This is a genomic window from Streptomyces sp. ISL-100 (assembly GCF_018614615.1).
In the GTDB taxonomy this organism is placed as follows: domain Bacteria; phylum Actinomycetota; class Actinomycetes; order Streptomycetales; family Streptomycetaceae; genus Streptomyces.
The window spans coordinates 228,578-241,204 of record NZ_JAGGOK010000010.1 but is presented as its reverse complement, the minus strand read 5'-3'; the positions used below and the strand labels follow the sequence as shown (position 1 = coordinate 241,204).

General features: G+C 70.3%; 11 protein-coding genes. 8 read left to right on the top strand and 3 right to left on the bottom strand.

The window, feature by feature from the left end; all coding sequences use genetic code 11:
* Positions 1-330: 330 nt before the first annotated feature.
* The 3 genes from J7E89_RS06580 to J7E89_RS06570 form a co-directional block, all read right to left on the bottom strand.
* Positions 331-588 (bottom strand): Txe/YoeB family addiction module toxin, encoded by a 258-nt coding sequence (locus J7E89_RS06580; RefSeq protein WP_214969382.1) that lies wholly within the window; start codon positions 586-588, stop codon positions 331-333.
* Positions 585-878 carry a type II toxin-antitoxin system Phd/YefM family antitoxin gene (locus tag J7E89_RS06575; protein WP_214969380.1) on the bottom strand — a complete coding sequence of 98 codons (294 nt, stop codon included), beginning with the start codon at positions 876-878 and terminating at the stop codon, positions 585-587. Before J7E89_RS06575 ends, J7E89_RS06580 begins: the two co-directional genes overlap by 4 nt.
* 376 nt (positions 879-1,254) lie before the next feature.
* A complete protein-coding gene (locus J7E89_RS06570) occupies positions 1,255-2,577 on the bottom strand; it encodes an MFS transporter (RefSeq protein ID WP_214969378.1) in 1,323 nt (440 codons plus the stop codon).
* Between the two features lie 83 nt (positions 2,578-2,660).
* Here J7E89_RS06570 and J7E89_RS06565 point away from each other — a divergent pair, with 83 nt between their 5' ends.
* The 8 genes from J7E89_RS06565 (at position 2,661) to J7E89_RS06530 (ending at position 12,557) form a co-directional block, all read left to right on the top strand.
* Positions 2,661-3,626 (top strand): LysR family transcriptional regulator, encoded by a 966-nt coding sequence (locus J7E89_RS06565; RefSeq protein ID WP_214969376.1) that lies wholly within the window; start codon positions 2,661-2,663, stop codon positions 3,624-3,626.
* 145 nt (positions 3,627-3,771) lie between these two features.
* Positions 3,772-4,638 (top strand): hypothetical protein, encoded by an 867-nt coding sequence (locus tag J7E89_RS06560; protein ID WP_214969374.1) that lies wholly within the window; start codon positions 3,772-3,774, stop codon positions 4,636-4,638.
* A gap of 107 nt (positions 4,639-4,745) precedes the next feature.
* Positions 4,746-6,869 (top strand): glycosyltransferase, encoded by a 2,124-nt coding sequence (locus J7E89_RS06555; protein WP_214969511.1) that lies wholly within the window; start codon positions 4,746-4,748, stop codon positions 6,867-6,869.
* On the top strand, positions 6,866-8,293 hold the full coding sequence (locus tag J7E89_RS06550) for an acyltransferase (protein ID WP_251060156.1): 1,428 nt from the start codon (positions 6,866-6,868) through the stop codon (positions 8,291-8,293). The genes J7E89_RS06555 and J7E89_RS06550 overlap by 4 nt, the downstream gene beginning before the upstream one ends.
* Positions 8,294-8,399: 106 nt before the next feature.
* On the top strand, positions 8,400-9,731 hold the full coding sequence (locus J7E89_RS06545; RefSeq protein WP_214969372.1) for a NarK/NasA family nitrate transporter: 1,332 nt from the start codon (positions 8,400-8,402) through the stop codon (positions 9,729-9,731).
* Between the two features lie 119 nt (positions 9,732-9,850).
* Positions 9,851-11,014 (top strand): uroporphyrinogen-III synthase, encoded by a 1,164-nt coding sequence (locus J7E89_RS06540; RefSeq protein ID WP_308315356.1) that lies wholly within the window; start codon positions 9,851-9,853, stop codon positions 11,012-11,014.
* A 356-nt stretch (positions 11,015-11,370) separates the two neighbouring features.
* Positions 11,371-11,883 (top strand): GNAT family protein, encoded by a 513-nt coding sequence (locus tag J7E89_RS06535; protein WP_308315364.1) that lies wholly within the window; start codon positions 11,371-11,373, stop codon positions 11,881-11,883.
* 83 nt (positions 11,884-11,966) lie between these two features.
* On the top strand, positions 11,967-12,557 hold the full coding sequence (locus J7E89_RS06530; protein WP_214969368.1) for an ABATE domain-containing protein: 591 nt from the start codon (positions 11,967-11,969) through the stop codon (positions 12,555-12,557).
* The last annotated feature ends 70 nt before the right edge of the window (positions 12,558-12,627 follow it).

Genomic DNA, 12,627 nt, shown 5'->3' with positions numbered 1-12,627 from the left:
CCGCCCGTCACCGGGCGGGGCGGCATGATTTCCGGCTCCCGGCGCTCCGGCCGACTCGTCATAGGCCGGGCAGCCAGAGCTGTCCCTGCTCCGCCTCAGGGGCCGGGGTGTTCTCCTTCGGCTCTGAGACTGCCTCTGGGCGCGTGCTGGAAGGGATGTCGAGTCGGGGCCCGCAGCCGCACTCGCTGTAGCGGGGACGGGGGTCCACGGTCTCGGCGGGCGGGTACGGCACCGACAGCGGCCAGAGCTGTCGCTGAGGCGGCTGGCGGGCTCGTCACCGCCGCAGGAAGATCGGGGCCGCTCTCGGTCTGAGGGCGGGCCGATGGCTGGTCAGTAGTGGTAGCGCGCCTTGAGGATCTTCACTTCCTTGTCATCGACGCGGTACACGAGCCGGTGCTCGTCATCGATACGGCGGGACCAGTAGCCGGACAGGTCGCCCTTCAAGGGTTCGGGCTTGCCGGTCCCGGCGAACGGGGTGCGCTGGATCTCGCCGATCAGTCGCGTGATCCTGACGGCCTTCTTCCTGTCGGACGTCAGCCAGAGCAGGAAGTCCTCCCAGGCGTCCGGGTCGAAGCTGACGCCCCTCACTCGTCACCTGCCGCGTCGGCCGTCAGGCTCTCCAGCTCCTCCATGGTCTTGTTGATCCCGCTCTCTCCTGCCTTGTCGCGGGCGACGGCCTCCATGAGGCGGCGGGCGTTGGCGGGAGAGCGCAGCAGGTAGACGGTCTCCTGCCAGGACTCGTAGTCCTCGGCGGACATCAGGACGGCGTCACCCGCGTTGGAGGTGATGCGCTTGACGGTGTGGTCGGCGGCCACCTCCTTGATGAGGTTGAACAGGTTGGCGCGTGCGGTGGTCGCAGAGACGGCGGGTGTGGACACGAGCACCCCTCTCACGTACGGGAATCAAGTACGTACCACTTCTCGGTACATGTGAACGCTATCACCTGTACCGGATTCCCGTACATGGGTGAGCGTTGTCGGGATCAGCCCAATCTCGTGGACCAGCCCTGACCGGACCGTGATCATCAGTACTCCCGGCGGAAGCGCCACCCTGAACTGACAGGTAAACGCGCAGGTCGCGGGCACCCTCAAAAGTGGGTTCGATTCCCGCCATCTCCACAATTCCCAGTGAACGAGGCATGTCAAGAGGCCGCCGAGTGACGTGGGCCTGGGAGTGCGAGCCGTCCGAGCAGCACGTCCCTCGGCGACGCCCCGCCCGCATTCGTTGCCGAAGTGGAGCAGAAGGCCGGGCAGATCACTGCTGGCTGAATGCCGGTTCGCGAACCCGGTGTGCGGTCCTGGCGTTGACCCACGCCGCCAGCACGGAGAGTCCGGCTGCGGCGACCGGTACGGCGTACCCGTAGTGCGTGCTCACGCGCTCAACCGTCCAGCCGCCCGTCGCCGAGCCTGCGGCTATTCCGCCCAGGATGGCCGTGACGGCCAGGGTCATGCCCTCGTTCAACTGGGCCGGTGGGACAACGCGTTGGAGCAGCGTCATGCCCGTGACCATCGTGGGCGCCGTCGCCGCGCCCGCGAGGAGCAGCGCTCCGGCGACCGCGACCAGCGAGCCCGTCGAGGCCGCCAGCAGGGGCAGGGACATCAGCAGCGTCATCGCCGCGACGCACGCGCGCAGGCGGGCGTGCGGGTTCGTCGCCGGGCGGGCGGAGCCGTACAGCAGGCCCGCCACGCATGAGCCGCCCGCCTGGAGGGCGAGGACCGGGCCCGCCGCCGCGCCGTGGCCCAGGCTGTCGGCGAAGGCCAGGGTGACGACCTCCATGGAGCCGAAAACCGCGCCCGTGGCGAGGAAGACCGCGAGCAGGGCGGGCACGCCGGGCAGGCGGACGGGGGAGCGGGTGGTCGTCGTGCGGGGGGCGACGGGCGGTTCCGTGGTGCGCTGGGCGGCGAAGATCAAGATGCCCGTCATCAGGAGGATCGCGCCGGTCAGCGTGCCGGCCTCGGGAAAGAGCGCCGAGCAGAGGAAGGCGGCGGCGACCGGTCCGAGCATGAAGCACAGCTCGTCGGCGGCCTGCTCGAAGGAGTTGGCGGTGTGCTGGGCCGCCGGATCGTCCCGGTGCAGGTGGGCCCAGCGGGCGCGGGACATGCCGCCCGTGTTGGGGGTGGTGGCGGTAGCGGCGTACGCGGCGAAAAGCGTCCAGTCCGGTGCGTCGTAATGGACGCAGAGGAGGAGGGCCAGGGACGCCAGGACCGCGATCGCGGTGGCCGGCACCGCGACGCGGGCCTGGCCGTGCCGGTCGATGAGCCGGGCCGTCCACGGCGCCACCAGGGCGGTGACGGCGAGGCCGGTCGCGGTGACCGCGCCTGCCAGGGCGTACGAGCCGCGCGAACCGGCGATCATCATGACCGCGCTCACGCTGAACATGCCCATCGGGAGGCGGGCGAGCAGATTTCCCGCGGTGAAGGCGCGGGCTCCGGGAGTGGCGAAGAGGCGGAGGTAGGGGGAGAAGCGGCCGGGTCTGCGGCGGCGCGGTTCGTGTGCGTAGCGGGTGGGGCGGTCCGTGGCTATCAGGACGTCGCCGGACATGGCCAGCAGAGGGGAGGGGGGTTCTTGGAGGGGCATGGATCAAGCTTCAGGGCGGGGTGCTCCGGCGGTCCAACACCTTCTGGGCGTCGATTCACGCACTTGCGTTGTAAGTTCACGGCGTGCCCCATGACATCGAACCCCGCCTGCTGCGCGCCTTCGAGGCAGTCGCCGCGGATCTTCACTTCACCCGTGCGGCCGCCAGGCTGTACGTCGCCCAGCAGGCGCTCAGCCGCGACATCCGGCGCCTTGAGCGGGAGTTGGGCTCCGAGCTGTTCGTACGGTCCACTCGCAGCGCCTCGCTGACGGCGGACGGCCGGCGACTCCTGCCGTACGCGCGACGCGTACTGGCGGCGTACGACGAGATGGGTGCGGCCTGGGCGCTCGACGAGCGGCCGTTGGTCGTGGATGTGAGTGCCACGGTCGGCACGGCGTACCAGGTGCTGGAGGCGGCGCGGGCCGCCGCGCCCGACGTCGAGTTCGTCGCGCGCTTCCACAGCGGCCTCACGGGCGCGGCGGCCGCGATCGTCGCCGGCCGCCTGGACGTGTCCTCGGGCCGGGTCGCCGGGCTCGACCCCGCGGTTCTCGACCGGCTGGAGCACCGGCCACTGCGCTTCGAGCGGATGGCCGTACTGCTCGCCGAGGACCATCCGCTGGCCGCGCTGGACGAGGTGCCGCTGGACGCGCTCGCGGGAGAGACCCTCTACGCGGGGGCGGGCAATCCGGCCACCGCCGAGTGGACCGATCTGGCGCTGCGGCTCTTCGCGGGGCGGGGCATCGAGGTGGCGGCGCCGTTCCCGGAGATCGAGGGGGCCGAGGAGTTCGTACGGGTGGTCCGTAAGCGGCGCTGGTCGGTACTGGCGAGTACCGAATTCATCGCGGTGCCGGGCATGGAGCTGCGGCCGATCGTCGACCCCGTACCACTGTCGCCCATATCACTTGTGTGGCGAAAAGGTCTTCGCCATAAGGGGCTTGAGGTGCTAAAAGGGACGATCGACGAGCTTGGTGAGCGGCATCAGTGGCTGGATTTGCCCGCAGACGGCTGGCTTCCGGAAGCCGATATGTCACTGATGCTCAACAACACCTGACTCGGGAGCCCCGGTGCCGGCGGCGTGCGCTACATTCATCGCCTGGGTGCGGTGTGATAGGGGGCGCTCGGAGTGGGTGGGGGCCCGGTCCGACGGCAGGTAACCAGACAGTCGCGTGCGCACCCGAGTCACTTCAGTGGGGGATGTGCGTACAACTGTGGACAATTGGCGAGACGATGCCCGATCCGGGTATCCCCAGGATCCGAATCCGAATGACATCACGGTCCAGCTCGACACCGTGCGGCTCGACGGCCTCAATGGCGTCGATGGCTTCGACAGCCCCGGCGGTCGGCTGCCGGAGATGCCCGGTGCCCCGGCGCCTCAGGAGGGCTCCGACGGGCCGGTCTTCGTCGACGAGAGCGGCCGCCGGAGCAAGAAGCTGCGCCGCATCGGCTGGGTTCTCGCCTTCGCCTGCGCCTGTTACGCCGTCACACTGATCGTCGCCCTGGCCGGCGGCAACTCCACCGCGCCCTGGCTCCAGATACCCGGCCTCGCCGACGACCAGAAGAAGCCGGACACGGTCGAGATATCGCCCGCCCCGGAGGGTTCGCTGCCGCCCGGAGAGGCGCCCCCGCTGACACCCGGCGCGACGCCCGTGGTCCCGGCGGACGCCACCGTGCTGCCGTCCGCCGACGGGGAGCCCAGCACCGAGCCCCTCCCGCCGGAGCCGGGCGTGACCGCCCCGAAGAGCTCCCTGCCCCCGAAGGACAACCGCCCGCCGCCGGCCACCGGTGGCACCGGCCCCGGCACGAATCCGGACCCCGGCACCGACCCCGGTACGGAACCCGACCCCGCTACCGACCCCGGTACGGGCACCGACCCGGGCACGGAACCGGACCCCGGTACCGACCCCGGCACGGACCCCGACCCCGATGGCACCGACCCGGGCACGGACCCGGACACCGGCACCGACCCAGGCACCACCGACCCGGGCGCAGAGCCCGCAGACCCGCAGACAGACCCCGCCGCAGGCGGCACCACCAGTCAGTTTGCCGCGAAAGGCACGCAGTAGAGATGGCATCCCACGGCAGGCGCGCCAACCGCGCCAACCGCGCCCAGCGCCCCACCGGGGCCCGGCGCGCGGCTCGCGGCCGGCGTACCGTCCGGCGGCGCATCCCCATGCGCTATCTGCTGCCCTCGCTCTTCCTGGTCGCGCTGCTCGCGATGCTGATGCTGCGCGGTTACGTACACAGCGAGATCCTCGCCGACCACCGGGTGCGTCCTCCGGCACCCATCGGCCAGGTGCCCGAGCACATCCTCAAGGGCGGCCCTGTCATCGACGCGCGTAGCGCGCAGTCGCCCCAGGCGCTCAGCGTTCCCGACCGCAAGCTCGTGCTGACCTTCGACGACGGCCCCGACCCCGAGTGGACGCCGAAGGTCCTCGACAAGCTCAAGCAGTACGACGCACACGGCGTCTTCTTCGTCACCGGCACGATGGCCTCCCGCCACCCCGACCTGGTCGAGCGCATGGTGGAGGAGGGGCACGAGATCGGGCTGCACACGTTCAACCACCCCGACCTCTCCTTCCAGACGAAGTCCCGCATCGACTGGGAGCTGTCCCAGAACCAGCTGGCGATCGCGGGCGCGGCCGGCATCCGGACCTCGCTCTTCCGTCCCCCGTACTCCTCGTTCTCCGACGCCCTCGACGACAAGTCCTGGCCGGTCACGCAGTACATAGGCAGCCGCGGCTACATCACGGCGTTCAACAACACCGACTCCGAGGACTGGAAGCGCCCCGGCGTCGACGCGATCATCAAGCGCGCCACCCCCAAGGGCACCGAGGGATCGATCGTGCTGATGCACGACTCCGGCGGCGACCGCTCGCAGACGGTGGCGGCCCTCGACCGTTTCCTGCCCTCGATGCAGGAGCGCGGCTACACGTTCGCCAGCCTCACCGAGGCGCTGGGCGCGCCCAGCGCGCACACCCAGGTCACCGGCCCCGAGCTGTGGAAGGGCAAGGCCTGGGTCTGGGCCGTGGCCGTCTCGGAGAAGACCACCAGCGTTCTCGTCGTCGGCCTCGCCGTCATCGGTTTCCTGGTCATGCTGCGCTTCGTGATGATGCTGCTGCTGTCGTTCCTGCACGCGCGCAAGGTCCGCAAGCGGAACTTCAGCTGGGGCGCGCCGTACACGGAGCCCGTCTCGGTGCTCGTCCCGGCGTACAACGAACGCGAGTGCATCGCCAACACGGTCCGCTCGCTGATGGCCGGCGAGCACCCCATCGAGATCATCGTCATCGACGATGGTTCGACGGACGGCACCGCGGACATCGTCGAGGCGATGCGCCTGCCGAACGTACGCGTCGTACGGCAGGAGAACGCGGGCAAGCCCGCCGCGCTCAACAACGGTCTCGCGAACGCCCGTTTCGACATCGTCGTGATGATGGACGGCGACACGGTCTTCGAGCTCGCCACCGTCCGCGAGCTGGTCCAGCCCTTCGGCGACCCGCGCGTCGGCGCCGTCGCGGGCAACGCCAAGGTCGGCAACCGCGATTCGCTGATCGGCGCGTGGCAGCACATCGAGTACGTGATGGGCTTCAACCTCGACCGGCGCATGTACGACCTGCTGGGCTGCATGCCGACGATCCCCGGCGCGGTCGGCGCCTTCCGCGCGGACGCGCTGGAGCGCTTCGGCGGAATGAGCGAGGACACCCTCGCCGAGGACACCGACGTCACCATGGCGCTGCACCGCGACGGCTGGCGGGTCGTGTACGCCGAGAAGGCGCGCGCCTGGACCGAGGCCCCGGAGAGCGTGCAGCAGCTGTGGTCCCAGCGCTACCGCTGGAGCTACGGCACGATGCAGGCGATCTGGAAGCACCGCCGCGCGGTCATCGAGCGCGGCCCGTCGGGCCGGTTCGGCCGGGTCGGCCTGCCGCTGGTGTCCCTCTTCATGGTGCTGTTCCCGCTACTGGCGCCCCTCATCGACGTATTCCTCCTGTACGGCCTTGTCTTCGGCCCCACCCAGAACACCGTCGTCGCCTGGCTCGGCGTCCTCGCCATCCAGGCGGTCTGCGCGGCGTACGCCTTCCGGCTCGACCGGGAGAAGATGACCCACCTGATCTCGCTGCCCCTCCAGCAGATCCTCTACCGGCAGCTGATGTACGTCGTGCTGCTCCAGTCCTGGATCACCGCGCTCACCGGTGGCCGGCTGCGCTGGCAGAAGCTGCGGCGGACCGGCGCGGTCGAGGCGCCCGGCTCCATACCGGGCCAGCGCCAGCGGAGCAACGAGAAGAGGCCCGTCGCATGACCTCCGGCACCACACCTGGCCCCGCTTACGACAGGGGACCCGCGTTCGGCAGCGAGCCCGCGTTCGGCAGCTCGTACGGCACGGAGCCGGCGTACAGCACGGAGCCCGCCTACGGCACGGAGCCGGCGTACGGCACCGAGCCTGCGTACAGCACCACCCACACCCACGGCACGACCACCACCCACGGGACCCACGAGGGCGCGTTCGGTACCGACGCCACCGCGCAGGTACCCCGCGCCAGGCACAAGGCGGCCGCGCCGCCGTCCGGAGGGCCAGCCCCCGCGGCGGCCCGCCCGGGCCGCGACCGCTACCTCGACGTGCTGCGGACCATCGCGCTCGTCCGCGTCGTCGTCTACCACATCTTCGGCTGGGCCTGGCTGACGATCCTCTTCCCGTCCATGGGCGTGATGTTCGCGCTGGCCGGATCGCTGATGGCCCGCTCGCTGAAGCGGCCGGCCGCCGGCGTGATCCGCGGACGTATCCGACGGCTGCTGCCGCCCATGTGGGCGTTCTCGCTCACCGTCGTACCGATCATGTTCTATTTCGGCTGGGAGCCGCTGAGGGAGGAAGGCATCTGGTGGTTCCTGAAACTCGCCAACTACATCTTCCCCGTCGGCGCCCCGCCGTTCCCCTGGCACAGCGGTGACAAGCCCGGACTCCTGGAGGACACCTGGGCGGTCCAGGCCGCGGGTCCCCTCTGGTACATCCGCGCGTACCTGTGGTTCGTCATCGCCTCGCCCGTCCTCCTCTGGGCGTTCCGCAAGGTGCCGTGGGTGACCCTGCTCGCACCGCTCGGCGTCACCGCGGTCATCGGCTCCGGGCTGGTGACCATCCCCGGTGAGGCCGGCAACGCCATCACCGACTTCGCGGTCTACGGCTCCTGCTGGGTGCTCGGGTTCGCCCACAACGACGGCCTGTTCGAGAAGGTTCCGCGCTACATCTCGGTGTCCGTGTCAACGCTGATCATGGCGTTCGGCCTGTGGTGGGCCTCGTGGCACCTGACGGCCGACGGCTGGGACCTCAACGACATCCCGCTCGCGCAGGCGGCCTGGTCGTTCGGCTTCTGCGTGATCCTTCTCCAGTACTCCCCGGCCTGGAAGGAACTGCCGGCCAAGCTCAAGGGCTTCGACACGGTCATCACCCTCGCCAACAACCGGGCCGTGACGATCTACCTCTGGCACAACCTCCTGATCATGGCGACCATCCCGGTCATCGACCTGCTCTTCCAGATCCCGGGTGTCTGGCCGACGTACTCCGGCTACATCGAGAGCGCGTACACCACCCTCATGCTCATCGTCGTCTGGCCGCTGATCGGCCTGATGATCATGGCGGTCGGCTGGCTGGAAGACGTCGCGGCCCAACGCAAGCCGCGTCTGTGGCCCAATGGCGCACCCCGTCGGCAAAACCGCTCACACAAGCAATGACCGTAGGGTGAGAGCAAGGTTGCGCGCCGGTCACCTCACGGCACGGGCCTGAAATCCACTGTCCCTAGCGTCGCTTCTACGACCCGAATACTCGTGGAGGCGCGTCATGGCAGGCCGGTGGATCGAACAGTGGGACCCCGAGGACGACACCTTCTGGAAGGAATCAGGAGAGCGGATCGCCCGCCGCAATCTGCTCTTCTCGGTACTTTCCGAGCACATTGGCTTCTCGATCTGGACCCTGTGGTCCGTCATGGTGCTCTTCATGGGCCCGGAGTACGGCATCGACCCGGCGGGCAAGTTCTTCCTGATCGCCACCGCCACCCTCGTCGGCGCGGTTGTCCGGGTCCCGTACACCTTCGCGGTGGCCCGCTTCGGCGGCCGGAACTGGACCATCTTCAGCGCGCTGATGCTGCTCCTGCCGACGGGCGCGGCGTACGCCGTCATGGAACCGGGCACGTCGTACACCACCTTCATGGTGGTCGCGGCGCTCACCGGCGTCGGAGGCGGCAACTTCGCCTCCTCCATGACGAACATCAACTCCTTCTTCCCGCTCCGTAAGAAGGGCTGGGCGCTCGGCCTGAACGCGGGCGGCGGCAACATCGGCGTCCCGGTGGTTCAGCTCGTGGGCCTGCTGGTCATCGCGGTGGCGGGCGCGACGCACCCCCGCATCCTCCTGGGCGCGTACATCCCACTGATCATCATCGCGGCGGTGTGCGCCGCCCTGTGGATGGACAACCTGGCGCCGGTGCGCAACGACACGGGCGCGGCGAAGGCGGCCGTGCGCGACCCGCACACCTGGATCATGTCCTTCCTCTACATCGGGACGTTCGGCTCCTTCATCGGATACAGCTTCGCCTTCGGCCTGGTCCTCCAGACCCAGTTCGGCCGTACGCCGCTCCAGGCCGCCTCGCTCACCTTCATCGGCCCGCTCCTCGGCTCGCTGATCCGCCCCCTCGGCGGCTCCCTCGCGGACCGCTTCGGCGGCGCGCGCATCACGCTGTGGAACTTCGCGGTGATGGCGGCGGCGACCTCGGTGGTCGTCTATGCCTCGACCACCAAGTCCCTCCCGATCTTCCTGACCGGCTTCACCGCACTCTTCGTCCTGAGCGGCCTCGGCAACGGTTCGACGTACAAGATGATCCCCGCGATCTTCCAGGCGAAGGCGCTGGCGAAGGGCATGGAGGGCGAGGAGGCCGCGGCGTACGGGCGGCGGCTTTCCGGGGCGTCCATGGGCCTGATCGGCGCGGTCGGCGCGCTCGGCGGACTCGCGATCAACCTCGCTTTCCGCCAGTCTTTCCTCACAGCGGGAACGGGCACAGCGGCCTTCGGCGCCTTCCTGGCCTTCTACGCCGCGTGCTTCACGGTCACCTGGGCGGTATACCTTCGGCGCCCGGTGGCCGTACCGGCGAAGCCGCAGCTCACGTATGCGGAGGTGTGAGCCGCGCGGGTCCGTAACGGCTGGGAAATATGAAGGAACCGAGTCTGTCACGTGGTGTTGACAGGCTCGGTCCTCCGCACCACCAGCACAGCGGTATGAGAGCCGGGTACGCGATGTCCGTGAACAACGCCACGCAAGAAGTACAGCCAGAGCCCCAGCACGGCCCGCTCGCGGGCTTCACCATCGGTGTCACCGCCGCCCGGCGCGCCGACGAGCTGGGCACGCTGCTGACGCGGCGCGGCGCGGCGGTCATGCACGCGCCCGCGCTGCGGATCGTGCCGCTGGCCGACGACAGCGAGCTCCTGGCCACCACGAAGCAGCTGATCGACAACGCGCCCGACGTCGTGATCGCTACGACGGCGATCGGGTTCCGGGGCTGGGTGGAGGCGGCGGACGGCTGGGGCCTCGGCGAGGCGCTCCTCGCACGCCTGCAGAACGTCGAACTCCTCGCCCGCGGTCCGAAGGTCAAGGGCGCGATCCGGGCCGCCGGCCTCACCGAGGAATGGTCGCCCACCTCGGAGTCCATGGCCGAGGTCCTCGACCGCCTCCTCGCCGAGGGGGTGGCGGACCGCCGTATCGCGATCCAGCTGCACGGCGAACCGCTGCCCGGCTTCGTGGAGGCGCTGCGGGCGGGCGGCGCGGAGGTGGTCGGAGTTCCCGTCTACCGCTGGATGCCGCCGGAGGACATCGCACCGCTGGACCGCCTCATCGACGCGACGGTGGGGCGCGGTGTGGACGCCCTGGCCTTCACCAGCGCCCCGGCCGCGGCGTCGCTGCTCTCCCGGGCCGAGGAGCGAGGGCAGCTGCCGGACCTCCTGGAGGCGCTCAACCACGACGTACTGGCGGCCTGCGTCGGCCCGGTCACCGCGCTGCCCCTCCAGGCGCTCGGCATCGACACGGTCCAGCCCGACCGCTTCCGGCTCGGCCCGCTGGTCCAGCTGGTCTGCCGCGAGCTCCCGGGCCGCGCCCGGACCCTGCCGGTCGCCGGCCGCAGTATCGAGATCCGGGGCCACGCGGTCGTGGTCGACGGCGAACTCCGCCCTGTGCCGCCCGCCGGCATGTCCCTGCTGCGGGCCCTGGTCCGCCGCCCCGGCTGGGTCGTCTCCCGAGCGGACCTCCTGCGCGCGCTGCCGGGCTCCGGCCGGGACGAGCACGCCGTTGAAACGGCGATGGCCCGCCTGCGGACGTCCCTCGGCGCGCCGAACCTGATCCAGACGGTGGTCAAGCGGGGCTACCGCTTGGCACTGGACCCGTCGGCGGACACGAAGTACGCGGACGCGTAGCTTGCCGACCCGGCGCGGCCGGCTTTTCCCCACCCCGCCCCTTCCCGAAACCGGGGCTCCGCCCCAGACCCCGGTCCTCAAACGCCGGACGGGCTGAGGGGGGACGCGTGAGGCCACGCCGGACGGGCTGCGGGGGAAAGGTGGACGCCGCTTTGCACACCACGGTGCCAGGAGGGGCCGTGGCGGGGCGCTCCCCGCAGGGTGTCGAACGCAACCACCGCGAACGGAAACCCAGTACCCGAACGTTCGGCACCCGAGGAGACGCCCCGGCGCGGGACCGACCCCAGCGGCCCCGCAAACTGGCGCCCTCGTACCGTACGTGGGTGATCATTCATCCCCGTACGGTCGCCGGCGGGATCGTGTTGCGGCCCGTGACGCTTGACGACGCCCGGCCCCTCGGCGAAGCCCTGGCTCGCAGTCGTGCGTATCTGCGGCCCTGGGAGCCCGATCGGCCCGACGCCTTCTACACGGCCGAGGGACAGGTCGACCGGCTGGGCGCTCAGTTGGAGGAGATGGCGGCGGGGCGGGCCGTGCCGTGGGTTCTGGTGGAGGGCGACGCCGTCATCGGCGCGTTCACGCTCTCCAACATCGTCCTCGGCCCCTTCCAGAGCGCCAACCTCGGCTACTGGATCGACGTAACCCGCACCGGCCGCGGCCTCGCCACCGCCGCCGTGGCGGAAGTCTGCCGGGCGGCCCGCGACGACCTCGGCCTGCATCGTGTCGCCGCCGGCACGCTGCTCAACAACGCCGCCTCGCAGCGCGTACTCGCCAAGAACGGCTTCGAAGAGATCGGCATCGCCCCGAACTACCTCCATATCAACGGCGAGTGGCGCGACCACAGGCTCTTTCAGCGCATTCTGCACCGGTAGGACCGGTAGGACCGGTGGGAGGGGTTCCGGCGGGGGCCGTCGCCGGGCACTCTGGGTAGGACGGCGAAGGCGGTGACAGACGCATGGCAGCGGGCAGCGCAGGCTCGTGCGAGTTGCGGTTCGATTCCGGACGGGTCTGTCTGGACCTGGTGGCGACAGGCGGGCATCCCACCGAGCAGTTGAGCGGCCCACGAAGGCTGCGGGAGTGGCTCGTGGGCGCGAAACTCGTGCCCGGCGACGCCGTACTGGACGCCGTGGACGACGAGTGGGTCAGCCGATTCGCCGAAGCGAGGGCGTACGTCGCCGAATTGGTGCACGCACAGCTCCAAGGGCGCCCAGCCCCCCGCGCCCTCGACCACATCAACAATTTCGCCGCCACCCCGCCCCCCGGCGTTAGAGCCGTACGCACCCCGGACGGCGCCTGGGTCAGAGCGCTCAGCGACACCCCCCAATGCACCCCGCTGCTCGCCACCGTCGCCCGCGACACGGTGGACCTCCTCACGGACCCCGCCGCCCGCGCCCTGCTGCGCCAGTGCGAGGGCGACAACTGCGCCCGCCTGTACCTCGACACGTCCCGCGGCCGCCGCAGGCGCTGGTGCTCCAGCGAGGTGTGCGGCAACCGGGAACGAGTCGCCCGGCACCGGCGCCGGGCAATCGCCGCGGCCCGCGCCTAAGGCCCGCGCCTGAAAAGCCCGCACCTGAAAAGTTTTTCGGATCTCGTTGAGTAGATCGCCGAACCAGTCC